This window comes from Asaia bogorensis (assembly GCF_900465345.1).
Classification (GTDB): domain Bacteria; phylum Pseudomonadota; class Alphaproteobacteria; order Acetobacterales; family Acetobacteraceae; genus Asaia; species Asaia bogorensis_A.
Map to the genome: position 1 here is coordinate 171,375 of NZ_UEGO01000012.1, position 26,303 is coordinate 197,677.

At 60.3% G+C, this 26,303-nt stretch carries 21 protein-coding genes; 13 read left to right on the forward strand and 8 right to left on the reverse strand.

The window, feature by feature from the left end:
* The 7 genes from ED655_RS06470 (at position 1) to recO (ending at position 10,043) form a co-directional block, all read left to right on the forward strand.
* Positions 1-1,248, forward strand: a complete 1,248-nt coding sequence (locus ED655_RS06470) for a lipoprotein-releasing ABC transporter permease subunit (RefSeq protein WP_122049450.1) — start codon at positions 1-3, stop codon at positions 1,246-1,248.
* A complete protein-coding gene (locus tag ED655_RS06475) occupies positions 1,241-2,008 on the forward strand; it encodes an ABC transporter ATP-binding protein (protein ID WP_122049451.1) in 768 nt (255 codons plus the stop codon). The genes ED655_RS06470 and ED655_RS06475 overlap by 8 nt, the downstream gene beginning before the upstream one ends.
* Before the next feature lie 49 nt (positions 2,009-2,057).
* Positions 2,058-5,477, forward strand: coding sequence for a DNA polymerase III subunit alpha (gene dnaE / locus ED655_RS06480; protein ID WP_122049452.1), 3,420 nt, complete (start codon positions 2,058-2,060; stop codon positions 5,475-5,477).
* 541 nt (positions 5,478-6,018) lie between these two features.
* On the forward strand, positions 6,019-6,591 hold the full coding sequence (locus ED655_RS06485; protein ID WP_122049453.1) for a hypothetical protein: 573 nt from the start codon (positions 6,019-6,021) through the stop codon (positions 6,589-6,591).
* A 745-nt stretch (positions 6,592-7,336) separates the two neighbouring features.
* The gene (rpsB, locus tag ED655_RS06490) at positions 7,337-8,119 is read left to right on the forward strand and encodes a 30S ribosomal protein S2 (protein ID WP_035439212.1); all 783 of its coding nucleotides are present in this window, start codon (positions 7,337-7,339) and stop codon (positions 8,117-8,119) included.
* A gap of 208 nt (positions 8,120-8,327) precedes the next feature.
* Positions 8,328-9,233: a translation elongation factor Ts gene (tsf, locus tag ED655_RS06495; protein WP_023977481.1), complete on the forward strand. Its 906-nt coding sequence runs from the start codon at positions 8,328-8,330 to the stop codon at positions 9,231-9,233.
* A 33-nt stretch (positions 9,234-9,266) separates the two neighbouring features.
* Positions 9,267-10,043: a DNA repair protein RecO gene (gene recO, locus ED655_RS06500; protein ID WP_122049454.1), complete on the forward strand. Its 777-nt coding sequence runs from the start codon at positions 9,267-9,269 to the stop codon at positions 10,041-10,043.
* Here the strand turns inward: recO and ED655_RS06505 are convergent.
* Positions 9,991-10,941 carry a Brp/Blh family beta-carotene 15,15'-dioxygenase gene (locus ED655_RS06505; RefSeq protein ID WP_122049455.1) on the reverse strand — a complete coding sequence of 317 codons (951 nt, stop codon included), beginning with the start codon at positions 10,939-10,941 and terminating at the stop codon, positions 9,991-9,993. The two genes, recO and ED655_RS06505, sit on opposite strands and share 53 nt — an antisense overlap.
* Before the next feature lie 16 nt (positions 10,942-10,957).
* Entirely contained in the window at positions 10,958-11,668 is a 711-nt protein-coding gene (locus ED655_RS06510) for a bacteriorhodopsin (RefSeq protein WP_122049456.1), read from the reverse strand.
* A 244-nt stretch (positions 11,669-11,912) separates the two neighbouring features.
* Here ED655_RS06510 and parC point away from each other — a divergent pair, with 244 nt between their 5' ends.
* The gene (gene parC, locus ED655_RS06515; protein ID WP_122049457.1) at positions 11,913-14,135 is read left to right on the forward strand and encodes a DNA topoisomerase IV subunit A; all 2,223 of its coding nucleotides are present in this window, start codon (positions 11,913-11,915) and stop codon (positions 14,133-14,135) included.
* Positions 14,136-14,139: 4 nt separating this feature from the next.
* Here parC and ED655_RS06520 read toward each other — a convergent pair whose 3' ends face one another.
* Positions 14,140-14,937, reverse strand: coding sequence for an arginyltransferase (locus tag ED655_RS06520; RefSeq protein WP_240993534.1), 798 nt, complete (start codon positions 14,935-14,937; stop codon positions 14,140-14,142).
* A gap of 402 nt (positions 14,938-15,339) precedes the next feature.
* On the opposite strand from ED655_RS06520, the gene cls reads away from it, so the two are divergent.
* A complete protein-coding gene (gene cls, locus ED655_RS06525; RefSeq protein WP_122049459.1) occupies positions 15,340-16,755 on the forward strand; it encodes a cardiolipin synthase in 1,416 nt (471 codons plus the stop codon).
* Here cls and ED655_RS06530 read toward each other — a convergent pair.
* On the reverse strand, positions 16,739-17,470 hold the full coding sequence (locus ED655_RS06530) for an endonuclease/exonuclease/phosphatase family protein (protein WP_240993535.1): 732 nt from the start codon (positions 17,468-17,470) through the stop codon (positions 16,739-16,741). The genes cls and ED655_RS06530 overlap by 17 nt on opposite strands.
* 8 nt (positions 17,471-17,478) lie before the next feature.
* Positions 17,479-18,516, reverse strand: coding sequence for an AI-2E family transporter (locus tag ED655_RS06535; RefSeq protein WP_346773212.1), 1,038 nt, complete (start codon positions 18,514-18,516; stop codon positions 17,479-17,481).
* 156 nt (positions 18,517-18,672) lie between these two features.
* Here ED655_RS06535 and ED655_RS06540 point away from each other — a divergent pair, with 156 nt between their 5' ends.
* The gene (locus ED655_RS06540) at positions 18,673-19,512 is read left to right on the forward strand and encodes a sulfurtransferase (protein WP_122049462.1); all 840 of its coding nucleotides are present in this window, start codon (positions 18,673-18,675) and stop codon (positions 19,510-19,512) included.
* A gap of 16 nt (positions 19,513-19,528) precedes the next feature.
* A complete protein-coding gene (gene metC, locus ED655_RS06545) occupies positions 19,529-20,752 on the forward strand; it encodes a cystathionine beta-lyase (protein WP_240993536.1) in 1,224 nt (407 codons plus the stop codon).
* A 9-nt stretch (positions 20,753-20,761) separates the two neighbouring features.
* On the opposite strand, the gene ED655_RS06550 is transcribed toward metC, so the two are convergent.
* From ED655_RS06550 to ED655_RS06560, 3 genes are all read right to left on the reverse strand, one after another.
* Positions 20,762-22,264: a YifB family Mg chelatase-like AAA ATPase gene (locus ED655_RS06550; protein ID WP_408735652.1), complete on the reverse strand. Its 1,503-nt coding sequence runs from the start codon at positions 22,262-22,264 to the stop codon at positions 20,762-20,764.
* Between the two features lie 71 nt (positions 22,265-22,335).
* On the reverse strand, positions 22,336-23,586 hold the full coding sequence (gene serA, locus ED655_RS06555; protein WP_122049463.1) for a phosphoglycerate dehydrogenase: 1,251 nt from the start codon (positions 23,584-23,586) through the stop codon (positions 22,336-22,338).
* Positions 23,587-23,640: 54 nt separating this feature from the next.
* A complete protein-coding gene (locus ED655_RS06560) occupies positions 23,641-24,441 on the reverse strand; it encodes an inositol monophosphatase family protein (RefSeq protein WP_122049464.1) in 801 nt (266 codons plus the stop codon).
* A gap of 288 nt (positions 24,442-24,729) precedes the next feature.
* On the opposite strand from ED655_RS06560, the gene ED655_RS06565 reads away from it, so the two are divergent.
* Both ED655_RS06565 and ED655_RS06570 read left to right on the forward strand, forming a co-directional pair.
* Positions 24,730-25,458, forward strand: coding sequence for a 3-deoxy-manno-octulosonate cytidylyltransferase (locus ED655_RS06565; protein ID WP_122049465.1), 729 nt, complete (start codon positions 24,730-24,732; stop codon positions 25,456-25,458).
* The gene (locus ED655_RS06570) at positions 25,455-26,294 is read left to right on the forward strand and encodes a prephenate dehydratase (protein WP_122049466.1); all 840 of its coding nucleotides are present in this window, start codon (positions 25,455-25,457) and stop codon (positions 26,292-26,294) included. The genes ED655_RS06565 and ED655_RS06570 overlap by 4 nt, the downstream gene beginning before the upstream one ends.
* The last annotated feature ends 9 nt before the right edge of the window (positions 26,295-26,303 follow it).

Consider the following 26,303-nt stretch of genomic DNA (forward strand, 5'->3'; position numbering starts at 1 on the left):
ATGTTCAACCGCTTCGAGCGCGTGGTGGCGGGGCGCTATCTGCGCGCCCGTCGCGGGGAACGCTTCGTTTCCATCATCGCGATTTTTTCGCTCATCGGCATTGCGTTGGGGGTCGCCACCCTCATCATCGTCATGGCGGTCATGAACGGGTTTCGCGCCGATCTGATGGGCCGCGTGCTCGGGCTGAACGGCGATCTGAACATTTTCAGCGCAGGGCACAGCATCACCAATTATCAGGATGATGTGGTCGCCATACGTGAGGTCAAAAACGTCACCCGTGTCACGCCAATGGCGGAAGGGACGGTGCTGATCGACGCCGGGAATTATTCCACGGGTGGCGTCGTGCGTGGCATCATCCCCTCTGACCTGCGCGATCTCCATGCCCTGAGCGATAATATCACCGACGGCAAACTCGCTGATTTCCAGGGCGATGATGCGATTGCCGTTGGTACGACACTGGCGGCCCGGGCCGGCCTGACGGTTGGCAGCAAGGTCACGCTGCTCTCGCCCAATGGCCGCGCCACGCCTTTCGGGACCATGCCGCGCATAAGGGCCTATCATGTGGCCATGGTGTTCGACGCCGGGGTGAATGATTACGACACCAGTGTCATCCTGATGCCGCTGGAGTCGGCCCAGCGTTTTCTGATGATGCCCGATGCGGTATCGCTCATCCAGGTGGCGACGCGTGACCCGCTTGAGGTTACGCCTGTCACCCGCGCCATCGCCCAGCGTCTGGATGACCCAAGGTTGCGCGTGATGGACTGGACCCAGAGCAATAACGCGTTTCTGGGTGCGCTGACCGTGCAGCAGAACGTGATGTTCCTCATTCTCACCCTGATCATTCTGGTGGCAGCGTTCAATGTGATTTCTTCCATGATCATGATGGTCAAGGACAAGACGCGCGATATCGCGGTGCTGCGCACATTGGGCGCCAGCCGGGGGGCTGTCATGCGCATCTTCCTGATGTGCGGTGCCTCGGTCGGTGTGTCCGGCACGCTGATTGGTTTCGGGATCGGCGTCGTATTCTGCCTGAACATCGAGCGCATCCAGCACGGTGTGGAGCATCTGACCCATACCAGCCTGTTCAACCCGGAATTCTATTATCTCGAACATCTGCCAGCCAAGCTGATCTGGTCGCAGGTCATTGAGGTTATGGTCATGGCGCTCGCCCTGTCTTTCGTCGCAACGCTTTACCCGTCCTGGCGCGCTGCCAAGACCGATCCGATCGAGGCGCTGCGCCATGAGTGAGACCAACCCCGCAACCGCTCCGGTTCTTTCCCTGAAGGACGTCACGCGTCGTTTTCGCTCCGGCGAAGAGACGCTCGAAATCCTCAAGGGCGCGTCTTTCGATCTGTTCCCCGGAGAGATCGTGGCTCTTGTTGCGCCCAGCGGTACGGGCAAATCGACACTGCTTCATATCACCGGTCTGCTGGAAGCCCCGCAGGAGGGCAGTGTGCGCATTGCCGGGCACGACACGGCCTCTTTGTCGGACACGGCACGTACGCAGATACGACGCGACGAGGTGGGTTTCGTTTATCAGTTTCATCACCTTCTCGCCGAGTTCACGGCACTGGAGAATGTGGTGCTCCCCCAGCATATTGCGGGCGTTTCCCCTCGCGATGCGACATCACGCGCGACCGATCTTCTGACGCGTTTCGGGCTGGCGCATCGGTTGCATAATCTGCCGGGCAAGCTCTCGGGTGGAGAGAAGCAGCGCGTGGCTATTGCCCGCGCTCTGGCCAACCGACCGAAGCTTCTTCTGGCTGACGAACCGACTGGCAATCTGGATGTGCATACTTCCGATGCCGTGTTTGACGAGTTGCTGCATGCGGTTCGTAGCGAGAATGTGGGCGCGTTGATCGCAACTCATAACGAGGAGCTTGCATCGCGTATGGATCGCGTCGTGACCCTGCGTGATGGGCGCATCGTCGAGCGGGCCATCGGTACAGCACGGAAAGACGCCGTATCGAACAGCATGTCCGACAATGCCGATTTCGGTTCATGGTGAACGCAAGAAAGAGATGAAGGGGGCGTTCGGGTCTGGTAGACCATGACCCATGTCCCATGCCTCCTTCGTTCATCTTCGTAATCACTCTGCCTATTCGCTGAGCCAGGGGGCGATACGCATACCCGATCTGGTGGCGCTGGCTGCTGAATCCGCCATGCCTGCCGTGGCGTTGACCGATACAGGCAATCTCTTCGGGGCGCTTGAATTCTCGCAGTACTGCACGGGCAAAGGCGTGCAGCCCATCATCGGTTGCCAGCTCGCATTGCCATCGCGCAGCGACAAGCCCGGTGCCCCGTCAGAGCCCATGGTGGCGCTGGCCCGTAATGAGGCGGGGCTTGCCAATCTGCAGTTCCTCTCTTCCGAGGGATTCCTCAAGGGCGATCCTTCCGACCCGGCCATTCTGCTTGAGACTTTCTGCGCTCATGCGGACGGGCTCTTTCTGCTGACTGGCGGGACGCGTGGGCCATTGTTCCGCCTGCTGGCCGAGGGGCAGGAAGATCAGGCCATGACGCTGCTGCGCCGTTTGCAGGAGAGCTTTGGCGCCCATATGGCTGTCGAGTTGCATCGCCATGGTCTACCTGAAGAGAAAGCCGTTGAGCCCGGCATGATCGCCGCTGCTGACCGCCTTGGCCTGCCTTTGGTCGCCACCAACGAGTGCTTCTTCTCCAAACCGGCCATGCATGAAGCCCATGATGCGTTGCTCTGCATTGCGCAGGGACGCACCATGGCCGAGCAGGAGCGCTGGCGGGTCACGCCGGAGCACTGGTTCAAATCTCCCGATGCCATGCGTGCGCTTTTTGCCGATCTGCCGGAGGCCTGTGACAACACGCTCATGATCGCGCAGCGCTGCGCGGTGAAGGTCTCGACCCGTCCGCCGCTCCTGCCTGTCTGTCCCAAGGTGAATGAGGGCGCGACCGAGGAAGAGACATTGCGGGCCATGTCGGAAGAGGGGTTACGCCAGCGCCTGTCCCGCATGAAGGCCGATGACGACACACGCAGACGCTATGAGGAGCGTCTGGAAATGGAACTCGGCATCATCGGGCGTATGGGCTTTCCCGGTTACTTCCTGATCGTGGCCGACTTCATCCAATGGGCGAAGGAACATGATATTCCGGTCGGGCCGGGGCGTGGGTCGGGGGCAGGCTCTCTCGTGGCCTGGGCGCTCACCATCACCGATATCGATCCGCTGCCGTTCAACCTTCTGTTCGAACGATTCCTGAATCCCGAACGCGTCTCTATGCCTGACTTCGATATCGATTTCTGTCAGGACCGGCGCGACGAGGTGATCCGATACGTGCGCACCGAATATGGTGGCGAGCGCGTGGCGCAGATCATCACCTTTGGTAAGCTTCAGGCGCGCGCCGCCGTGCGCGATGTCGGGCGCGTGCTCGGCCTGCCTTTTGGCATGGTCAACCGCGTGGCGGAGCTGATCCCGAACAATCCGGCCAAGCCTGTCACGCTTAAACAGGCGATCGATGGCGAGCCGCGCCTGCAGGAAATGCGCGAGAACGACGAGGCACTGCGCCGCCTGATGGAAATCGCGTTGCAGCTCGAAGGGCTCTATCGCCACGCGTCAACTCACGCGGCAGGTGTTGTGATCGGCGATCGGGAACTGGTCGAGCTTGTGCCGCTCTATCGCGATCCCAAGAGCGATATGCTCGTCACACAGTACAACATGAAATTCGTGGAGCAGGCCGGGCTGGTAAAGTTCGACTTCCTCGGCCTGACCACGCTCACCATTCTCAAGCGAGGGATCAATTTTATCGCGCAACAGGGCATCGAGGTCGATCTGGCCACACTGCCTCTGGACGACGCGCCCACCTATGACATGCTGGCCCGTGGCGATGCGGGCGGCGTCTTCCAGTTCGAAGGCGCGGGCATGCGCGACGTTCTCAAGCAGATGCGCCCGACGCGGCTTGAGGACCTGATTGCGGCAGTGGCGCTCTATCGTCCGGGGCCGATGGCCAATATCCCCGATTACTGCGCGCGCAAGCACGGTGCCTCATGGGAGCCGCCCCATGAGGAAATTCGCGATATCCTGTCCGAGACCTATGGCATCATGGTCTATCAGGAACAGGTCATGCAGATCGCGCAGAAAATGGCCGGGTACAGCCTTGGCGGCGCCGATCTCTTGCGTCGTGCGATGGGCAAGAAGATCCGCGCCGAGATGGACACGCAGCGAGAGATCTTTGTCAAAGGCGCGACCGGACGCGGGATCACCCCTGAAAAGGCTGCCGAGGTGTTCGACCTCATGGCGCGTTTTGCCGATTACGGATTCAACAAATCCCACGCCGCCGCCTATGCGCTTGTCTCGTATCAGACGGCCTGGATGAAGGCGAACCATCCGGTGGCGTTTCTTGCCGGATGCATGTCGCTCGCCCGCGAAAAGACGGACAAGCTGGCCTCGCTCTGTCAGGAAGCGCGCCGGATGAAAATCAAGGTGCTTCCCGTCGATATCAACCGTTCGAAGGCTGATTTCTCGCTCGAAAAGCAGGAGGACGGAAGCTGGGCCATCCGCTATGCTTTGGCGGCGGTCAAGCGCGTCGGGTTTTCGGCCATGCAGGCCATTGTGGAGGCACGTGGCGACAAGCCCTTTGCCAGTCTTGCCGATCTGGCTGCACGTTGTGATGCCAAGCAGCTCAACAAGATCCAGATCGAAAATCTGGCGAAGGCGGGAGCTTTTGATTCCCTCGACAAGCCGCGTCATATCGTTTTTGCCAGCTCGGAAATCATCATGCGCCGTGCGCAATCCGATGCGCAGGAGGCGGCTTCCGGCCAGATCGGCCTGTTCGGTGCCTCGGCCGAGCCCGAGGAGCTGCGTTTGGCCGAAGCCAAGTACTGGCCCGAGTTCGAGCGTCTGGCCGCCGAGGCCGAGGCGATCGGATTTCACATGTCGGCGCATCCGCTGGATGCCTATCGCTCGGTCCTCAAGCGGGCCAATGTGCTGACATCCCAGAATCTCATGACCGCTGCCGAAAACGGGTCCTATCGCGTGCGTATTGCGGGCTGTGTGGTCGACAAGAAGGAGCGCCCTACCAAGAGCGGTAGCAAAATGGCATGGGTACGCCTGTCCGATGCAACGGGTGGTTGCGAAGTAACGCTATTCTCGGAAGTGCTGTCGCGTTGCCGCGACCTGCTGGTGGCTGGTCAGGCCGTGATGGTCACGGCCGATCTCAAGCTGGAGGGCGATGCATTACGCATTACGGCCAATGATGTGACGGATCTGGAAAAAGCAGCCGCTCAGGAAAGCTCGGAGATGCGCGTATGGATCAGCGAAGCGTCAGCGGTGACGAAGGTGCGCGATCTTCTCAGCAGCCAGGGCAGGGGGCGCGGCAAGATTGTGCTGGTACCCGCCGTGGACGAGACCAAGGCTGTGGAAGTGACCCTGACCGGTTACTTCCCGGTCACGCCTCGATTGGGCGAGCAGTTGCGCACTATCCAGGGTGTGTCACGTATCGACCATTTGTAGAGCCGTCTCTGGTCGCTTGCCTATATCTCGATCGCACAAGCGGGCGCCGTGTCTCGCGGATGTCATCGTTCCTGTTTGTTTGACTTCATCGGAGACCACAGCACTTCCGGACCGCATCCATGATCCGGCGGATGGGATTTAAGCACTGAACACAAGCGGCGTGGTCATTTTTGTGTTGGGTGATGATGCCTATTCACCCCTTCACACGTCTCCGGTAACGAGTCCGGAGGCATCGCCGCAAACGGTCATGCGCGCGTTTGTGCCATAATCCGAGGAAACAGCAGTACTTTTCCACGTTAGTCGATCTCGTCATTGACCTTGCTATAAGGAGCCTTGCCCCTGTTCCGGCATCTGGCGCCTCGTATGTGCCCATTATATGGATAATCTGTAAAAAATACTTTTGTGTCCCAATATCAAGCAGCATCAGCTTACTGCCGGACGCAGGAGTATATATTGTAGATATTTACTAATATGCATGATATAGATTATTATTTTTGCAATAATGGGGCAAAATCTCCCCAGAGACCAGGGTAGTTGTTTCATGCGCCGCTTTTTTGCTTTATGTCTTGCCTATCCTCTGCTGCTGGCCCAGGTACAAGCCGCTCCGACGATGGGTGATGTTCTGAATCACCTCAACGCTGGCAAGTCGAATCCGGAAGCAGGCTTCGAAGAGTATCTGAAGGCCACCAGAACCACCAAAGGGCTTATCTGGCAAAAAAATCTGGCCAGATCCTGTGATGTTCATATCAAGATTACGTCTCGGAACATGGAGGATAACTCCATGAAATGTGAGAAATCCTATCTAATTTCTGACAGCCCTTCCGGGAGTGAATTCACTTTCGTGCTCGACAAGTACATTTTCACGTTTTTCAGTCAGAAAGATCTTCCCCGGAACCCTACAGGAGAAAATGGTGTTTTCCCCATCTACAAGATGGCCCAACTGCACAGGGATCTGCCTGGTTCTGTGTCGAAACCTGGTATCAATTGGCCGACGCGTGGCGCCTGTACCATCGAGCTTCCCGATAAATTCCAGTCGGCAACCCGGATAAACTGCGAAGCTGACGATGGAAAGGTTTCGGTTTCCATCTTTCAGGAAATCGGTGTTCCGAAATAGGCGACTACTGGTCTCATAGACACATCCTGGCCCGATTGGTCTGGCATTGCATCAGGTCGGTGCATTGTCGATATCCTATGCAGATTATCGGGTATTATTCGGTCAGGAATATCCGGTGACGTCGCGTGAATCTGAGCAGTAATTCGGCCGTAACGTGTCATTCAACGGTGATGATGTGTTGCCGTGTCGGGTCCCTTTGATTGCAGCAGCACGATCTGGGCGTACGGCCGCGCCACATAGCCCCCCCGCCGGACAGATGACAGCTCTTCCGGTAGTATCAAGACGGGATGAAGTTACATCTGTCAGCACTGGCCGCCTTCCAGAGAGGCCAGAGCCTGATTCGGATCACGGCAGGAGGGCGCAGAATTCTCGGAACGAAACACGTCTGTGACTGATTTCGCTACTCGTTACGTTGAGTGGGGCTCTCTTCATCACCCGAGTATGGGCTTCGTTCTAAGCTGCCCTCGCCATCGTCGGATAAAGGGAATAGCAAACCTCCCACAGAGCCGAGACTTTCGAACCTCTCAGATCATCTATGGATGAGAAATCTGCGCAATCGGATCCGATTGCGCTTGCGCCTTGCCTTTTTTCGCAAAAAAGGCGATACCGCGCCCGTCTGGCTTTTCTGACGGCGCTGTCGGCAGGGAAGTGAGGCAATTCGCACGTATGACGACAGACTCTCTGGTGCCCGTGAAAACGCGCAATGTCATACGGAGGCACAACCAGAAGAACAGGAATTTGCATCATGGCGATGCCTGAATTCACCATGCGTCAGCTGCTCGAAGCCGGCGTTCACTTTGGTCACCACACGCGTCGCTGGAACCCGGCGATGGCACCGTATCTGTTCGGTGTCCGCAACCAGGTTCACATCATCGACCTGCAGCAGACAGTTCCGATGCTCGATCGCGCCCTACAGGCCGTTCGCAACACGGTGGCCGGTGGCGGTCGCGTGCTGTTCGTCGGCACCAAGCGCGCTGCTGCCGAGCATGTGGCTGAGGCAGCAACCCGCTGCGGCCAGTACTACGTCAACCATCGCTGGCTCGGCGGCATGCTGACCAACTGGAAGACCATCACGGGTTCGATCAAGCGCCTGCGCCAGATCGACGAGATGCTCTCCGGTGACACGCATGGTCTGACGAAGAAGGAAATCCTCGACATCACCCGTGACCGCGAGAAGCTTGAGCGTTCGCTCGGCGGCATCAAGGAAATGGGCGGCCTGCCGGACATCCTGTTCGTGATCGACACGAACAAGGAGAAGCTGGCGGTTGAGGAAGCCAACAAGCTTGGCATTCCGGTTGTTGCCGTTCTCGACAGCAACTCCAACCCGGCTGGCGTGACCTACCCGATTCCGGGCAATGACGACGCCATCCGCGCCATCACCACCTATTGCGACCTCGTATCGCAGGCCGTGCTCGATGGTATCTCGGCTGAAATGGCTGCTTCGGGTGCCGATTTCGGTGCGTCTGAAGAACTGCCGGTCGAGACGGTTGTTGAAGAGACCACGGCAGAAGCTCCGGCTGAAGCCTGAGATGCGTGCGGGAGATCGTGAGGTCTCCCCAAGCATTCGGAATTTCTGGCGTGCCCGGCTGAAAAGCTGCGGCGCGCCGTTTCGTTCCTAGAGCCTGTCCTGCGCTTTCGGGATGCGGGAAGGGGCTCAGGTTCTTTATTGTGGCGAGTATTGTCATCCGGTCAGCCGATCGGGTCTGACGGGACAATGCTCAAGAGGAGTTTTGAACATGGCGGAAATCACTGCTGCCCTCGTTCGTGACCTGCGCGAGAAGACTGGCGCCGGCATGATGGACTGCAAGAAGGCTCTTACGGAAGCTGCTGGCGACATGGATGCCGCCATTGACTGGCTGCGCGCCAAGGGTCTGTCGCAGGCTGCCAAGAAGTCGGGCCGCACCACGGCTGAAGGCCTCGTGGCCGTCGCTTCGGGCAAGAACAAGGCCGCCATGGTCGAAGTCAATGCCGAGACCGATTTCGTGGGCCGTAACGAAGCCTTCCAGGCATTCGTCGAGTCCGTGGCTCATGCTGCACTTGATGCCGGTGACGATCTCGACACCCTGTCGCAGGCCAAGCTGCCCACGGGCCGCACGGTTGCCGAAGAACTGACCCACCTGATCGCCACGATCGGCGAGAACATGTCGCTGCGTCGCGCCAAGGTTCTGACCGTTCCTTCGGGCATCGTTGCTTCCTACGTGCACGGCGCGCTGCGTCCGGGCGTTGGCAAGATCGGCGTTCTCGCTGCTGTTGAAGCCCCGTCGGAATCCGAAGCCCTGCTGACACTGGGCCGCCAGATCGGCATGCATGTTGCCGCAACGCGTCCGGCTGCTCTGGAAGTTGCCAGCGTCGATCCGGAAGCTCTGGAGCGTGAGCGCCAGGTTCTGATCGAGCAGGCACGTGAGTCCGGCAAGCCGGAAGCCATCATCGAGAAGATGATCGAAGGCCGTATCCGCAAGTTCTACGAAGAAGTGGTTCTTCTGGAGCAGGTCTGGGTGCATGACGGCGAGACCCGCGTGTCCAAGGTTGTCGAGAAGGCCGGCGCCAAGCTGATCGCTTTCGAGCGCTTCCAGCTCGGCGAAGGCATCGAGAAGGAAACCAGCGACTTTGCTGCCGAAGTGGCCGCTGCCGCTGGCGCCTGATCGGTCAAACGATCACGGGATTGGTTGCAGCGCATGAATTTCGAATGTGCTGCAATCGTCCTCTCCGCCCGGCGCTACGGCGAGGGCGGAGCTGTGGTCCATCTCTTCACGGAAGAGCATGGACGCATTGCCGGTCTGGTGCGTGGCGGCTCGTCACGACGTCAGGCCGCGCTCTGGCAGCCGGGTAATCTGATACTCGCCCGTTATGCCTCCCGCCTGTCCGATCAGCTCGGGCATCTGAGCGGTGAAATGGTTCAGGAAACAGCCGTCAGGCTACTGGACCGCCCTCTGCAACTCGCTCTGGTTCAGTCAGCGGCCGAACTGGCCGATGCTGCCTTGCCGGACCGCGAGCCTCATCCCGATTTCTTTCTTCAGACCGTGCGCGATCTCGCGGCCTTCTGTGTGCTGTCCGATCCCGCCCCGGTGGTGGATTATGTGCGCTGGGAAACCGCGTTGCTGGCGACGCTGGGTTATGGGCTCACGCTCGATTGTTGTGCCATTTCAGGCGCGACGACTGATCTCGCCTTTGTCTCTCCGCGAACAGGACGCGCTGTAAGCCGCGATTCTGCCGGGCAGTGGGTCGATCGTCTCCTGCCACTGCCTCATTATCTGACCCCGCAAGGGGTTGAGGATGACGGCGATGATCCCGCCCTCTGGGCTGAGGGGCTGGCATTGACGGGACATTTCCTCTCGCGCCATCTTTTCGGCTCCCAGCACAAACCAGTCCCCGGTGCGCGTGAGCGTCTGGAAATGCGTGTCAGGGCGCTGGCGGATGCGCGTGAGACCGTGCAGGAAAAGCCTTCGGCATAGATGTTCGTGCTTCGCGAAGCGCCGGGGCCCTTCCAATCAGATAATCGAATATCATGTGGGGCAGCGTCAGAGCGGCCAGAAGCTGGAACGTGACAGCGATCATTCGCGGTGCCAGCGGCCCTGCGTAGAACGGCACCATGACGGCCCCGATGCCTAGCGAGGCAAATGTGAGCGGCAGGCTGCGATAGAATGCGTGACCCGCTGAACTGAGACGGCACCAGCGACAGTCAGCTATGAGCGATTCGATATGCGCCGGCGCGTGCTGGGCCACAAAATAGATCATGAACGCTTGCAGCGGCGGCAACAACGCGAACGGGACAATCAGCCCGAACAGCGACCATAAGCGCCTCATGCGTGTCGCGGGAGGACTGACGCCTAACCACGCGCTGACGCAGAGGGCCCAGACGGGAAACGGAACGATCAGCCATAATGGTGGCATGATGAGATGAACAGGCGGCGCCATGGCACTCAGCAGCGCTGCCGTGGCTTCTGGCTGGAATACGCAGGGGAGGATCAATGGTGCCCCCCCAAGGACAAACCCGGCAAGCAGCGACGAACCATTGTCGCGCATCTCACCGCCAAAATGCCAGACGGACAGAGCCAGAAACAGATTGAGCGTGATCAACGGCTTGATATGCCAGGTGATGAGCACGAGCCCGACGAGCGCGAGATAAGGCAGCGCAAAAACAGGAAACCAGAGATACCCGAGACGGGGCCGCAGCGCTTGTCGTGCCATCTCTCCATCAAGCGCACCATGTGGGAGACCAAAGATGATGATGGTGGCGAGACTGATCAGCACATTATCGGTGAGGATCGCGGCAGCGGCGCAAATTCCCGCGCCGCCCCAATAGAGCGGGGCGAAGAAATCGCGTGGCCCGGTCAATGTCATGAATGTCATGCCGGGCCAGACATCATCAGACCGTGGTCAGTTTACGGTCATCGGACAGGCTGAGGAAGCCAAACCCGACCTTCGCCAGAACATCCGTGATGGCGATAATGAGCACGCTTGCCGAGTCCGGAACGATGCCAAACCCGTCAGGCGAGAGAGCGAGAATGATCGGGTACACCATCCAGAGCACCGAAAGGATGGTGGCGCTGCGGATATAGGCCGCCTGGACTTCGGGCCGTTCGAGGCGGTTGGCCTGAAGCTGTGAGACCCAGATGACATAATACACACCGAGAAACGCCACGCAGGAAAGTACGAACCAGATCCAGCGGCTCAACACGTTTTCCGAGGCACTGAAGGCAAAGGCAGTGATGACCATGATCACATCGGCTGTGACGGCACCAAGCAGCAGATCGGCTCGCTTGCGGCCACGGAACATGCCAAGAAACCCGAGACCGACAAGCAGAAGCGGGGTCGTAAACACCCAGTCGATATAGCGGCCAAACCAGAAGATACGGGTCGTGCTGGCGGCGCCTGCGAGTGTGGCGTCCGTCGGCAGGAACACTGCGCCCTGGCCAGTCGCCATGGCGACATACAAACAACCTGCGATGATGGGGACGATACCGTGGGCAAGGCTCATAACCCCTTCGGTTTCGGTACGACGTTTGCCAAGCAGCAGCAGCGCCGTTCCACCGGCAAACATGATCAGGGCTGTCAGCCAGAGAACTGTCAGGGTCATTATCGCTGTCTTTCACGAGATGAGGAGAGCGATGAACGGTGCCTGACACATAAAGTTGTAATTCATCTGCCTTGACAGCCATATTTATCGGACCTGATCGCGCCTAGGCCTTTCTCTGGGCCGATGACGCAGGGGTGGCCATCCGCTGAAGCGTGCCAAGAGGGACCGGGAACAAAAACGGGGTATTTGCACTGGACAGGCCGCGCCGCGCCGCCTTATCTGCCCTGAAACGAAAGGGCGTGGCATGAGTCAGGATCTGGCAGGACATATCGAGGATACCAAACTCGCAGACGCGCTGAGCGAGCGCTACATTGCCTATGCCATGTCTACCATCATGGCGCGTTCGTTGCCCGATGTGCGCGATGGTATGAAGCCTGTGCATAGGCGCATCCTCTACGCCATGCAGCAGCTCAAGCTGGACCCGACGGCGGGTTTCAAGAAATGTGCCCGTGTCGTGGGTGACGTGATCGGTAAGTTCCATCCCCATGGCGATGCCGCCGTGTACGAGGCGCTGGTCCGCCTCGCCCAGGACTTCGCGGTGCGTTATCCGCTTGTCGAAGGCCAGGGCAATTTCGGTTCCATTGACGGCGATAACGCAGCCGCCATGCGTTACACGGAGTCCCGGCTGACCGCTGTGGCCAAGGCCCTGCTGGAAGGCATCGAGGATGACGCGGTCGATTTCCGTCCGACCTATGACAATGAGGATGCCGAGCCCGTGGTCCTGCCCGGCGCTTTTCCGAACCTGCTGGCCAATGGCGCTGCCGGGATTGCGGTTGGCATGGCCACCAGTATTCCCCCGCATAACGCCGCCGAGATCTGTCGCGCCGCACGTCATCTGATCGAGAACCCGCAGGCGCCTGTCGAGGCGCTGATGCAGTTCATGCCGGGACCTGACTTCCCTACAGGTGGCGTGCTGATTGAGGACCCTGCCAGCATGGTCACGGCTTACGAGACCGGACGCGGCAGTTTCCGTACCCGCGCGCGATGGGAAGTCGAACAGGGACGTTTTGGTACCTGGACCGTGATCGTAACCGAGATTCCCTATCAGGTGCAGAAATCGCGCCTGATCGAGCAGATCGCGGAGTTGATGGAGCAGAAGAAGCTGCCGCTCCTTGCCGATATACGCGATGAAAGCACGACCGATATCCGCCTTGTCCTCGAACCCAAGACCAAGGGGATCGAGCCGGAAGTGCTGATGGAAACGCTCTTTCGTGTCACGCCGCTGGAGAGCCGTTTCAGCCTGAACATGAACGTGCTGGACGCCAATCGCGTGCCGCGGGTGATGGGACTGCGTGAAGTCATCCAGTCATGGCTGGACCATCGCGAGATCGTTCTCGTTCGCCGTTCTCAGCATCGTCTGAACGCAGTTGAGCGCCGTCTGGAAATCCTCGAAGGGTTTCTGGCCGTTTATCTCAACCTTGATGAAGTTATCCGCATCATCCGTGAAAGCGACGAGCCGAAGCCCGAATTGATGCGTGTGTTCAGCCTGACGGATCTGCAGGCCGAATATGTGCTGAATATGCGCCTGCGCTCGCTGCGTCGTCTTGAGGAGATCGAGATACGCAAGGAGCGTGATGCGCTTCTCAAGGAGAAATCCAGGCTCGAAGGATTGCTGGGTAGTGAGCGCAAACGCTGGACCCGTATCGGCAAGGAACTCGACGCGACAGCCGCCAGCTTTGGCGAGGGCGCTCTTGGCACCCGACGCACCCAGATTGCGGCACCGCCCGCACCGATCGATTTGAGTGCCGCCATACAGGTCGATCGTGAGCCCCTGACCGTGCTTCTTTCACGTGAAGGCTGGGTGAGGGCCGTGAAGGGACATGGGATCGACCCAGAGAGCCATAAGTTCAAGGAAGGTGACGCGTTCGGGCTGTCGCTCGAGTGTCAGAGCACCGATCGCCTCTGTATCCTGGTGAGTGGCGGTCGGGCCTTCACGCTCAAGGCGGCTGACCTGCCGCGTGGGCGTGGCTTTGGGCAGCCCATTCGCGTTCTGGTCGATCTGCCTCAGGATGAGGATATCGTCTCTTTCTTCGTGATCGATGAGTCCGGCCGTCACGTTCTGGCCAGCGAAAGCGGACGCGGCATGATTGTGCGTGACGCCGATATGGCCGCTGAAAAACGGACGGGCAAACAGGTCCTGACGCTGCGTGACGGTGACCGCGCCGGGTTCTGCGCGGCTGTCACTGGTGATCAGATCATCACCATGGGCAGCAACCGCAAGGCGCTGTCCTTTGCTCTCGATGCCCTGCCCGAAATGACAAAGGGCATGGGTGTCACGATCCAGAAACTCCCGCCGGGTCAGCGCCTTGTCGATCTGCGGGTCTTTGCCTCGGAAACAGGTCTGGTCTGGCATGAGGGGCAAAAGCCGCGCAGTGACGCCGATCTCGCGTCGATCGTCGGCAAACGAGCGGATCAGGGCAAGGCTGCCCCGCAATGGATGACCCGCAAGCCCGTGACCAGAAGCTGAGTTCTCAGGCGGCCCCGGCGGGAGGGGTGTCGGCTTTCGGGCTCGATACCGCGACTGCCGTTGTGGGGGAAACCGCAGAGGGCGCGCCCGCCAGTCGGTGCCAGTGCCCGTTGCGAAGAATTTCCGCCGGATTGAAGCGTGATTTATAGCCCATCTTCGTGCTGCCTGGTACCCAGTAGCCGAGATAGAGATAGGGCTTGTTGCGTCGGGCCGTCTCGGCAATCAGCCATAGAATGGATGCCGTACCGTAGGAGCGATGGGTCTCTGCCGGGTCATAGAATGTATAGACTGCAGAGAGACCGTCAGAGAGCATATCGACAAGAGACACGCAGACCAGACGACCATCGCGTGAGCGGAACTCGAACAGGCTGGTTTCGACCGGGCTGGTCTCGACCATCGACTGATAATCATCGAGCCCCATGAGGGCCATATCACCATCGCCATGACGATGCGCCTGATAGGCCCGGAACAGGGCATATTGTTCCTCGGTTGCGACAATGGGGCGCTCAGTCACAACAAGATCGGCGTGGTCCCGGCGCACCCGGCGCATGGTGCGATCCGGCACGAATTCCGCGACAGGAAGCCGGATCGGGATACAGGACTGGCAACCATGGCAGACAGGGGCATAGACAATGCCGTGGCTGCGCCTGAAACCGGCGCGGGACAGGCGATCGTGAAGCTGGTCGACATCACTGCCGGTCAGCTCGGTCATGACCTTGCGCTCTGTCCTGCCGGGGAGATACGGGCAGGGCGACGGTTCTGTCGTGTAGAAGAGCTGGGGACGATGAGCTGACATAACCATCCTTTCTCTCCTCTGCCTGAAAACGCTTCATGGTGACGCCCTTTCACGGGAGGGCCATCGATTGTGTAAGCCTGACTTGCCTGACCGCCGGTTGCTCCCTGCAGCCCCCGCAGTGCCGGTTCAATGCCACAGGGCGTTTCTGTCCCATGCGCAGAGGGCTGCAATGGACTTGCCTCAGACCCTTGTCCAGCCGGTATCCTGACCCGGCAGGGAGAGGGTCCGTGAAAGCGCTGCACGATTGTCCGAGCGTATCAGCAATACTCCCTGCGGCAGACATCAAGCCCTGCACACCGAGTCCGGCCGGATCCGACTTGCGATCATTCTCTCATATTTTACGATGATTTTTCCGGTTGCAAGATGTCTCTCTTTGAATTCCGGACGAATACGCTAACGTTATGAGAAATGAGCTGGCCCATTACCCTCCTTGACGTCTTCCTGATCCTGCTTCGGCTCGGTCTTTCTGTTGCAGTCACTCTGCATGTTCTGCGGACGAAACAGAACACGGCAGCCTGTGCCGGCTGGATCGGTGTGAGCTGGCTTATGCCGATTTTCGGTGCGCTGCTCTATCTGATGTTCGGTATCAATCGTGTCAGGCGTCTGGCGCGACGTCTGGTGAGTGACCATCACTGGCGAGGGCGGGGCCCGGCCTTTCATACGCGCCACCGTATGGAGGGGGATTTTGCCCCCCTCGCGCGGATGATCGGCAAGCTGACCGAGCGGCCCCTGCTGGGCGGCAATTCCGTCGATTGCCTCCATGATGGCGACAACATCTATCCGCGCATGCTGCAGGACATTGCCTCGGCACAGGTCTCGATTCTGCTGTGTTCCTACATCTTCAGGGCGGACAGGATTGGAGAGCAGTTTGTGGATGCCCTGGCGGCAGCGCAGGCGCGGGGTGTTGCGGTGCGTGTACTTGTTGACGGTATCGGGGGCGGGTATTTCCGCAGCGGTATTCACAAGGCCTTGCGCACGCGTGGCATCCCTTGTGAGCGGTTCATGCACTCGCTTCTTCCATGGAAGATGCCGTTCATCAATCTGCGCAATCATCGCAAGATTCTGGTTATCGATGGGCGTACCGGGTTTATGGGCGGGCTGAATATCGGTGAAGAGAACCTGCGGCGCCTGCGCATCAAGCATCCGGTGGCGGACACGCATTTCCGGCTTCAGGGGCCGATTGTTCATCAACTGACCGAAGCCTTCGCGCGTGACTGGTCCTTCACCTGCGGTGAAGAGCTTGACGGAAAGATCTGGTTTCCCGAGCTTGACCGGGCCGGTGATATCCCAATGCGTATCGTGACGTCGGGGCCGGATAACGATCTCGAGAAGATCGAATTCTCCATGTTGCAGGCGATCGCCCTGTCACGCCGCTCGGTTCGCCTGATGACGCCGTATTTTCTGCCCAATGAGCGTCTGGTGTCGGAGCTCTGCCTCGCCGCCCTGCGTGGTGTGCAGATCGATATCATCCTGCCACGTCGCAGCAATCATAGGCTGATCGATTATGCCCGCGATGCCAGTCTCGCACCGTTCCTGAAGGCAGGGTGCCATGTCTGGATGAACAGGCCGCCTTTCAATCACGCCAAGCTGCTTGTCATTGACGAAGAATGGTCTTTTGTCGGCAGCAGCAATATCGATGCGCGCAGCCTGCGTCTGAATTTCGAGATCAATCTCGAAATCTACAGTGCGTCAGTGGCGCAGTCGCTCAATAGTTTCATGGAACGGCATAAGGCGGGGCGGCTTACGCATCATGCGCTCGACAGCCTGAGCGCCTGGCGCAAGACGCGTAATGCTGCCGTCAGGCTGTTCATGCCCTATCTGTGAGCGCCTTGACCTGCCGGCGATCTGCCAGTCGCTGAAAGAAGGCGCGGTGCCTGTCGGGCGCATCCAGCCGCAGCGTTACCGTGATAGGGTGATGGTCCGAACTGCGATTGGGCAGAACACCGGCATTGAGGGGTGTCATGCCACGCACGAGGCAGCGGTCGATCCGTATCGGCAGCATGTCGGCCATGCGATGCGTGGGTGCCCTCGGGCCAACATCGCGAAAACCGGGGAGCAAGGTCGGACCGACAAGATTGAAGTCGCCCATGACGAGCGCATGATGGCGAAGGATCGGTGCGATACGACGAAGCTGACGACGATTCAGGATCTGCCCGTGAGACAGATGCACGTTTGCGATCGAGAACGACCCGAAATCGATGAGCTGCGCCGTGCGCTTGACCATCAACCCCGAGGGCAGGGCGCAGGAGACTGGCGATCGAGCGAAGGGGAAGCGGCTCCAGCACGCTGTGCCGTGGATGCGGTCTGGCAGTGGAATTCGCGCATAATGTCCGCCCAGTATGGTGGGCAGCCTGTCGAAACTGCTCACGGCTTCCTGCATCAGGAAGATATCAGGCTGGAAGGTGCGGGCTAGCTCGACGACCTCATCGAGCGGTGCCCCCACGGCGCGAAGCAGGTTCCAGCTCAGGATGGTAAAATTCTGGCCGATACCGGGGACAGTACGATCAGCTAAATGGGCAGGCAGGGCGTCGTGGGTCAAAGACGGGTTCATTGAAGCATTTTCTTTTCTGTCTGATAGGCGCCACGCGCGAACTCAGTGGTCAGAGTATAGCCGACGCCCAGCAGGACCGGACCCAGAAAAATACCCAATCCGCCCAATGTGACGACGCCGCCCAGCACCCCCAGTACGGTCAGCAGATAGGGAAGCTGCGCCCCTCTGGCGATGAAAGCGGGCCTGATGATGTGATCGGCCCCCGAGATGAACACGATGCCGTAACCCGCGAGAAACAGGCCCCAGCCGAGGTGATGATGAAGGGCCAGCCAGATGGCGGCGGGCGCCCATACCAGCGGGGCACCGACAGGAAAGACTGCTACGAAGGCCGCGACACCGCCGAGTAACACCGGGGCAGGTACGCCTGAAATGAACAGGCCGATGGAGGTGAGCACACCCTGAACGATGGCAGTACCTAGAATGCCGTAGACCGTACCCCGTATCACGCTGCCTATGATGGTGATCAGACGATCGGCATAGGTGCCGGTAATGCGGGTCAGGACAGCCGTGATGACACGCCCCAGCGAATCACCACTGATCCAGAAAAACAGGGCGATGAAGAGCGCCATGACCAGCTCAGCCAGGCCGCTCGCCATCTGCATCAGGGCCTTGAGGGTGTAACGGGCGATCTGTCCGGCGTATGGGTGGAGGGCCTCGCCTAGGCCGCGGACATCATGGCTCCAGTGCTGATACGCATTGGTGAGTTGTGGGCCGATGCCGGGTATCGTGGCCAGCCAGTCCGGCGCCGGATGCGTGCGACCGAGGGCTTCGATTTCGGTGTTGATACCGCCGATGATCAGCGGGAGATCCGCAATGCCGGTTGAGGTGAGCAGCGCGAGCGGCATGACAATGGCAATGGCGCTGCCGACCATCATGACGACCGCGGCGAGAGGCGGGCGCATGTGACGGCGCAGGCGCTTGAACAGGGGCCATGTCGTGAAGGTCAGAATCGCGCCCCACAGGATGGCGGAAAGGAAGGGCCACAGCACCACGCCGCAACCATAAGCGACCCCCAAGAGGAGCATTCCCAGCATGATGCGTTCAGTTGTCACCTAATCTCCCCCGGCTGCGGCTGCCGCCAGTTGACCACAGGGTCATTCCGGCTGCTATCGTGCGGTTCCTGATCCGTTTTTGCGATCCCCTTCAGGCCGGGCCATGCCTGATCCATCATGTGCCGGAGCGTGCCATCCATGACGATATTCCCCCTGATCGATGCACAGACCCTTATGTCGCTTCCTCCCGGCCGGTATCGCTATCTCGATGCCTCCACTCTCCTCCCCGGGCAGGACGGTGACCCGGAAGCAGATTTCCACAAATTAGCGCTTCCCGGGGCAAATCGTTTCCGTATCAACGACATATGTGATCGCTCGGACCCACTCCCTCACACCGTGCCCGGTGCGGCCACATTTGCGCAGGCCATGATGGCACTGGGCATAGGCTCTGATACGGGACTGGTGTTCTATGACCGCAAGGGGAGTATTGGCGCCTGTCGGGCGCACTGGATGGCCTCATTGTTCGGGCACGACCCTGTGCATGTTCTTGATGGTGGCCTGGCAGCGCTTGAGGCCCTCGGTCTTACGCCCGACGCTGCGCCGGCCCCGGCCGCACCCTGCGAGCAGCCTTATCGGCCGCGCACCCGCTATGCGCTCCTGGCAGGCAAGGGCGATATGCTCGATGCGCTGGATGATCCTGACCGCGTGATTCTCGATGCACGCAGTGCAGCGCGGTTTCATGCCCAAGCCGCCGAGCCACGGCCCAATATGCGCGGTGGGCATATGAGGGGCGCGGTGAATCTGCCCTTCACCGAGGTGCTGAACCCCCAAGGCTGCTTTCTGCAGCCCCAGGCGCTGGTCGAGCGTTTCGCTGGCTGTGCCATAGGCTCGCGTCGGGTCATTACCAGTTGCGGGTCGGGTCTGACCGCCGCAACGCTGACCATGGCCTTGCGTGTGGCCGGGCTGGCGCCGGGGCAGCTTTATGATGGGTCATGGGCCGAGTGGGGAAGCGATCCTGCGACCCCCATCGAGGCCTGACAGGAGAAACGAGAGAGTGGAAAACACCGCCAAGCAGGTCACTTCCGGCTGGAAGCGTCTGTCCTCCCTGCTGGTACAGGGAGGGCGACCGGAGCCCACCCCGCCTGAGGGGGCCTATGTCAATGCGCCGGTGACGAGGGGCTCGACCGTCCTTTTCCCCTCGCTGGATGCGATGCGGGAACAGGGGCTGCGCAGCCATGAGCATGAACTGATCTATGGGGCGATGGGCTCACCCGTTCAGCATGAGCTCGAAAAGCTGCTCGCGCTGATTGAGGGAGGGACCCATACGCAGGTCGTTTCCTCGGGGCTGGCGGCCTGCACCCTGCCTCTGCTCGCTTTCCTGAGTTCTGGTGATCACCTGCTGCTGCCCGACTCGGTCTATGGGCCCACACGCCGTTTTGCCGGCACCATGCTGGCGCGTATGGGGATCGAGACGACCTATTATGCGCCCCTTGCGGATGAAGAGACCCTGATCGGGCTGATGCGAGAGAATACGCGGGTCGTGTTTGCCGAGAGTCCGGGCAGCCACACATTCGAGGTGCAGGACGTTCCCATGCTGGCGCGTGTGGCCCATGAGCGTGGTGCGCTGCTTATGCTCGACAATACCTGGGGAGTCGGCATTTTCCAGCCTTTCCGCCACGGGGTGGATGTCTCCATCCAGGCGCTGACAAAGTATCCCGCCGGACATTCCGATGTGATTGCCGGCGCGATCACGGTGGCAGATGGCGCGCTCTGGAAGACACTGCGCGATTCCGCCATTCAGATTGGCCAGCTGGCCGGACCGGATGAATGCTGGCTGACCTTGCGCGGGCTCCGCACGATGGCGGTGCGGCTTGAGCGCCAATCGGCCTCGGCTTTGCTGGTGGCGCAATGGCTGCGTGGCCGACCGGAAGTGGCGCGTGTGCTGCATCCGGCGTTCGAGGAATGTCCCGGCCATGAATTCTGGCTGCGCGATTTTGAGGGGGCAAGTTCGCTTTTCGGTGTGGAGCTGCGCGCCGATCTGTCTGTCGCGGCCATGCGGGACATGATTGATGCGCTGGCCCTGTTCGGCATCGGCGCGTCCTGGGGTGGGTATGAAAGCCTCGTTTTGCCAACCACGGGGGGGGTGCGTCGCTCGCTGCCCAATGCCATGCCTGAGGGGCCAAGCTTCAGGCTGCATATCGGGCTTGAAGACCCCAACGACCTCATTGCGGATCTTGAAGGGGGGCTCGAAGTGCTCCGCGCTTCACTGGCGGGGTGAGGCGCGGCTCTAGCGCATTCTGAAACCGAGCGCCTCGCGCAGATGCGGGGCGCCGACATCTGGTACGTGGTCGAGATCGGCAATACTGCGCGCTACGCGCAGCAGGCGCGTGAGCCCGCGCGCTGAAAGGCGAAGCCTGGTACCCGCCTGACTCACAAGATGGCGTGCGTCCGGCGTCAAAACGATATCCTGAGCTGCCACCTGCGCGTTGGGGACCCCTTGGCGCGCAATCTGAAAATGTCGTGCCTTCACGACGCGGGCTCGCACGGCGGCACTGTTCTCGCCTGCCGGTGCAGTAATCATGTCGAGCGGCGAGACCGGGGTGACGAACAGGGAAAGATCGATCCGGTCGAGCATGGGGCCGGACAGGCGGGAGAGATACTCCTCGCCGCATTGAGGGGCCTTTCGGCAGGCGCGCTCAGCATCGCCCAGATAGCCGCATCGACAGGGATTCATGGCCGCGATGAACTGAAAACGCGAGGGATAGAGCACCGTCTGTCTGGCCCGTGCCACAGTGATCGCGCCCGTTTCCAGAGGCTGGCGCAGGGATTCGAGGCAGCTTCGTGAAAACTCCGGCAGTTCGTCGAGAAAAAGAACGCCATTATGGGCAAGGCTGACTTCGCCCGGGCGGGATCGTGAGCCCCCGCCAACAAGCGCGGGCAGGGTGGTCGAGTGATGCGGCGCCCTGAAAGGCGGTTGGGTAATCAGGGTACTCCCGCTGGCCTGACCGCCCAGACTGTGAATCCGGCTGCATTCAAGTATCTGCTCATGCGTCAGATCGGGAAGGATTGAGGGCAGGCACTGCGCAAGCATGGATTTGCCAGCACCCGGCGGCCCTGACATCAGCAGGGAATGGGCCCCGCAGGCTGCGATCTCGAGGGCGCGTCGCCCTATGTCCATGCCTTTGACCAAAGCAAGATCGTTCAGCGGCGCTGAGCGCGCCACAGGTTCGAGTTCGGGGGAGGGCAATACATGCTCGCCGTTGAAGTGCGACAGGAGGGCGCGCAACGTATCGGGGGCAAGGATATCGAGCGTGTCGCTCGCCCATCGTGCCTCCTGTGCCTGGGGGCGGGGGCAGATCAGGCCAAGCTGATGCCGGACTGTCTCGAGTGCGGCAGAAAGCACACCGCCTGTCGCCTGCAGGCGACCGTCAAGCGAAAGTTCGCCAATGGCGCTGTAAGCCGCCAAGGCCTCATGCGACAGAATACCCATGGCCGTCATGATGGCCAGAGCAATCGGCAGGTCGAAATGCGAGCCTTCCTTGGGCAGATCGGCCGGGACCAGATTGATCAGGATACGCTTGGGAGGCAGGGCGAGACCGAGTGCTGCCAGGGCAGCGCGGACGCGCTCGCGTGCTTCACCGACTGTCTTGTCGGGCAGGCCAACGATGATGAAGGCGGGCAGGCCAGAGGCGATCTGGATTTCGACCGTGACCGGGATGGCATCGATGCCCGCAAAGGCAAAACTCTGGATACGGGCAATGGAGGAGGATGAAGCGGTCACCGGCACCAACGAATGATCAGGAACAGGTGAATCTGTTCCTGATCATTATTAGTGCAGTGTTAATAATTCATCAAATTACTTCAACGCTGATAGATCAGGCGTGCGCGCATCGTGCCTTTGAGCTCGCGAAGGCTGTTGAGCAGGCGGTTATCGAGTTCCGAGTCGGGGCTCGCATCGGTTTCGACCACAACATACCCGACCTCGCCATCGGTCTGCAGGTATTGCGCAACGATGTTGCAGTCTTCGCTGGAGAAGATCTCGTTGATCTGGCGCATGATGCCGGGGCGGTTTTCATGCACATGCATGAAGCGCGTGCCACGCGGACGTTCGGGCAACTGCACCGGAGGAAAATTGACAGCGCCCAGCGTCGAGCCGACATCGGAATATTCCACGAAGCGCTTGGCGACTTCCACGCCGATACGCTCCTGTGCTTCCATGGTCGAGCCACCAATATGCGGTGTGAGAATGACGTTGGGCAGTCCCTGAAGGGGTGAGACGAAGCTCTCGCCTGCGCCTTTCGGCTCCTTGGGAAATACGTCCACACCGGCACCCATGAGGTGCCCGTCACGCAGCGCAGCAGCGAGGGCATCGATATCGACCACAGTGCCGCGCGCATTGTTGAGCAGGATGGAATTGGGCTTCATGGCGCGGATTTCAGCCTCGCCAATCATGTCCTTCGTCTGCTCCGTCTGCGGAACATGCAGGCTCACGATATCCGACTGGGCGAGAAGCTCATTGAGCGTGGCAACCGGTGTGGCATTGCCATGCGGAAGCTTGTCCACCGTATCGTAATAAATCACGCGCAGGCCAAAAGCCTCTGCCAGCACTGAAAGCTGCGAGCCGATTGAGCCGTAGCCCACGATGCCGAGCGTCTTGCCGCGCACTTCCCACGCGTTCACAGCCGATTTGTCCCAGCCGCCTGCGTGGCATTGCTCGGAGCGTGAGGGGATACGACGCAGCAGCATGACGATCTCGCCCATGACGAGTTCGGCTACAGAGCGCGTGTTGCTGAAAGGAGCGTTGAAAACCGGAATACCTGCCATGCGTGCCGCGTTGAGATCGACCTGGTTGGTGCCAATGCAGAAGCAGCCGATTGCCATGAGGCGGTCGGCCGCCTCGATCACGGGGGCAGTGAGCTGTGTCCGTGAGCGGATGCCCACCATATGCACACCCTTGAGCGCTTCTGCCAGGGCCTCGCCCTCGAGCGCGGTCTTGAGGCACGTTACCTGCTTGTAGCCCTGCGCGGCGAGATGCTGGGCAGCGCTTTCATGAATACCTTCGAGCAGAAGGATGCGAATGCGGTCTTTGGGGAGAGAAAACGAGGCTTCCATGTCGGCTCCTGTCAGCAGCGCAAATCCGAAACGCGGTGCTAGCTCATACGTGGTTCAGGGGGAAGGGCGAAGGCTCGCGATGACCTCGGGCAGAAGAGCCCTGTCACCACAGGCCAGAACGGTGCCGTCGCTCTCAAGCGTGAGGGGCGCGCCCTGCCAGTCCGTCACAATGCCGCCTGCGCCGTTCACAACGGGAACCAGAGCAGCCCAGTCCCACGGTTTCATGGTACATTCCGCAATCAGGTCAATCTGCCCGAGTGCCAGCAGGCCATAACCATAGGCATCGCCACCCCAGCTTGTGCGCCGTGTGGCTCTCTTGAGCTGTGCGAAACGCTGGTCATAAGGGGCGATGAGCATATCGGGCGAGGTGCAGGACAGTTCGGCCGCACCAAGCGTCGGGCAATTCCGGGTGCCTGCAATGCCGGGAAGCGTAGCGGATTCAAAGAGGGTTTCGCGCCCGGCAACGCCAATCCAGCGCTCACGGGTGAAGGGCTGATCGATCACACCCAGCACAGGCGTGCCCTTGTGGAACAGGGCAATGAGTGTCGCAAAACTCGGCCTGCCGGTGATGAAGGCGCGCGTGCCATCAATGGGGTCCAGCACCCATATGTAATCCCCCTCATCACCGGAAAACCCATACTCCTCGCCTAGAATGGCATGGTCGGGATGGGCCTGCCTGATGAGATCGCGCATGGCAGATTCTGCCTCGCGATCTGCGCGTGTGACGGGAGATTCATCGCTCTTGTCATCCACATCCAGACCAGCGCGGAAATGGGGTGTGACCGCCCGACCCGCACGATCGGCACAGAGCCGTGCTGTTTGCAGGCAGGCATCGAGATCGGGCGGAAGCGTCATGGCTGTAACTCACAATCCGTAAATCAGCCCCGGGCGGGCGGGGCAGCGTCGTGCAATCAGAAGGCATATCCGGCAGTGTGGCCCCGATCGCAAGGGCACATGGGGCCCGAACGACAGTATCGGACCGAAAAACAGAATTTTCAGCCATGATGGCGATGAATCGGTACGGGCTGACGCAATGAAAACGCGCAGCCTGCAAGGAAAGATTGACGCGTCATGGGGGGTGCGGCATGTCTGGCCTCGCGCTGCGGCCCCTCACAAGACAAGCGGAAAGCCTGCCTCATTCCCATGAATCCCATCATCGTCATTCCATCGCGTCTCGCCTCGACGCGCTTGCCAAACAAGCCGCTGGCAGAGATCGACGGCAAGCCCATGATCCTACAGGTGGCGTTACGGGCGCTCGCATCAGGCCTTGGCCCTGTGCTTGTTGCCTCTGGCGATCAGGCCATTCTCGATGCCCTGTCTGGCCATGATGTGGCAGGCGTCCTGACCGATCCGGCCCTGCCCAGCGGGTCTGACCGCGTTCATGCTGCCCTGCAAAGCCATGATCCGGAGGGGCGTCATGATGTGGTGATCAATCTGCAGGGTGATCTGCCTCTGATTGCGCCGCACAGCCTGTCCGCCGCCTTGCACCCGGTGGCTGAAGGTTTCGATATTGGTACGCTGGTTGCACCGGTGGAGACAGAGGAAGAGGCGCGACGGGCCTCCGTCGTCAAGGCTGCCTGCGCTTTCGCGCCGGGTGCAAGCGTAGCGCGTGCGCTTTATTTCTCCCGGCAGCCGATCCCCTGGGGTGACGGCCCGCTCTGGCATCATGTCGGGGTCTATGCCTGGCGGCGTGAGGCGCTGGCGCGGTTCGTGGGGCTGGCGCCTTCGCCTCTCGAGCGCCGTGAGTCGCTTGAGCAATTGCGGGCGCTTGAGGCGGGTATGAGCATTGGCTGCGCTTCTATTGCCGAGGCACCGCTCGGGGTCGATACGCCCGAGGATCTTGTGCGCATACGTAAGGTGCTTTCAGCATGACCCACATAATTGCTTTTCAGGGGCGTCCCGGCGCTTATTCCGATCTTGCCTGCCGCACGGCGCGACCGGGCTGGAAAACCCTGCCATGCCCCAGCTTTCAGGCGGCGATCGATGCCGTGCGCGAGGGACGGGCAACGCTTGGCATGCTGGCTTGCGAAAATTCGCTCGCGGGCCGTGTTCCCGAGATTCATGCACTTTTGCCCGAAGCCGGTCTGCCGATCATTGGCGAGCATTTCCAGCGCGTGGAACACTGCCTGATTGCCTTGCCCGGCACCAGGATCGAGGAAGTGAAGCGGGTTCATACCCACCCGGTGGCGCTGGGGCAGATCAGGAACCTGATCCGTGAGCTTGGTGTCGAGGCCTGCTCGGCCTTCGATACGGCGGGGGCGGCAGAGATGGTCGTCAAATGGCAGTCCCGCGAGGACGCCGCCATCGCGTCATCACTGGCTGCCGAACTCAACGGCCTTGAGGTCTTACGGGCCAATGTCGAGGACGCTGCGCATAACACGACGCGGTTCTATCTGGTGGCGCGACAGGCTGCCTGGCCCTCGCCGCAGGATGAACGCGTGATCACGACGCTTGTGTTTCGTGTGCTCAACCGGGCTGGTGCGCTTTATGAGGCTCTGGGTGGGTTCGCCGCAAATGGTGTCAACATGACGCGTCTCGAAAGCTATATGAGCCCCGGCACACTGACGGCGACAGGCTTTCTGCTGGATGTGGAAGGGCATCCCGAGCAGGAGGCGTTGGGCAGGGCTTTGGCGGTATTGCGGGGATGCAGCGAGAAAATTGCCATACTTGGCGTTTATCCCGCGAGTCCCTCCCGTTATCCGGGGTAGCGCACAGGG

What these genes read in the sequence shown, in the direction of transcription:
- ED655_RS06470 (WP_122049450.1), top strand. Translation starts at nt 1, where the DNA reads ATGTTCAACCGCTTCGAGCGCGTGGTGGCGGGGCGCTATCTGCGCGCC.
- ED655_RS06475 (WP_122049451.1), top strand. Translation starts at nt 1,241, where the DNA reads ATGAGTGAGACCAACCCCGCAACCGCTCCGGTTCTTTCCCTGAAGGAC.
- dnaE (WP_122049452.1), top strand. Translation starts at nt 2,058, where the DNA reads ATGTCCCATGCCTCCTTCGTTCATCTTCGTAATCACTCTGCCTATTCG.
- ED655_RS06485 (WP_122049453.1), top strand. Translation starts at nt 6,019, where the DNA reads ATGCGCCGCTTTTTTGCTTTATGTCTTGCCTATCCTCTGCTGCTGGCC.
- rpsB (WP_035439212.1), top strand. Translation starts at nt 7,337, where the DNA reads ATGGCGATGCCTGAATTCACCATGCGTCAGCTGCTCGAAGCCGGCGTT.
- tsf (WP_023977481.1), top strand. Translation starts at nt 8,328, where the DNA reads ATGGCGGAAATCACTGCTGCCCTCGTTCGTGACCTGCGCGAGAAGACT.
- recO (WP_122049454.1), top strand. Translation starts at nt 9,267, where the DNA reads ATGAATTTCGAATGTGCTGCAATCGTCCTCTCCGCCCGGCGCTACGGC.
- ED655_RS06505 (WP_122049455.1), bottom strand. Translation starts at nt 10,941, where the DNA reads ATGACATTCATGACATTGACCGGGCCACGCGATTTCTTCGCCCCGCTC.
- ED655_RS06510 (WP_122049456.1), bottom strand. Translation starts at nt 11,668, where the DNA reads ATGACCCTGACAGTTCTCTGGCTGACAGCCCTGATCATGTTTGCCGGT.
- parC (WP_122049457.1), top strand. Translation starts at nt 11,913, where the DNA reads ATGAGTCAGGATCTGGCAGGACATATCGAGGATACCAAACTCGCAGAC.
- ED655_RS06520 (WP_240993534.1), bottom strand. Translation starts at nt 14,937, where the DNA reads ATGGTTATGTCAGCTCATCGTCCCCAGCTCTTCTACACGACAGAACCG.
- cls (WP_122049459.1), top strand. Translation starts at nt 15,340, where the DNA reads ATGAGCTGGCCCATTACCCTCCTTGACGTCTTCCTGATCCTGCTTCGG.
- ED655_RS06535 (WP_346773212.1), bottom strand. Translation starts at nt 18,516, where the DNA reads ATGCTGGGAATGCTCCTCTTGGGGGTCGCTTATGGTTGCGGCGTGGTG.
- ED655_RS06540 (WP_122049462.1), top strand. Translation starts at nt 18,673, where the DNA reads ATGACGATATTCCCCCTGATCGATGCACAGACCCTTATGTCGCTTCCT.
- serA (WP_122049463.1), bottom strand. Translation starts at nt 23,586, where the DNA reads ATGGAAGCCTCGTTTTCTCTCCCCAAAGACCGCATTCGCATCCTTCTG.
- ED655_RS06560 (WP_122049464.1), bottom strand. Translation starts at nt 24,441, where the DNA reads ATGACGCTTCCGCCCGATCTCGATGCCTGCCTGCAAACAGCACGGCTC.
- ED655_RS06565 (WP_122049465.1), top strand. Translation starts at nt 24,730, where the DNA reads ATGAATCCCATCATCGTCATTCCATCGCGTCTCGCCTCGACGCGCTTG.
- ED655_RS06570 (WP_122049466.1), top strand. Translation starts at nt 25,455, where the DNA reads ATGACCCACATAATTGCTTTTCAGGGGCGTCCCGGCGCTTATTCCGAT.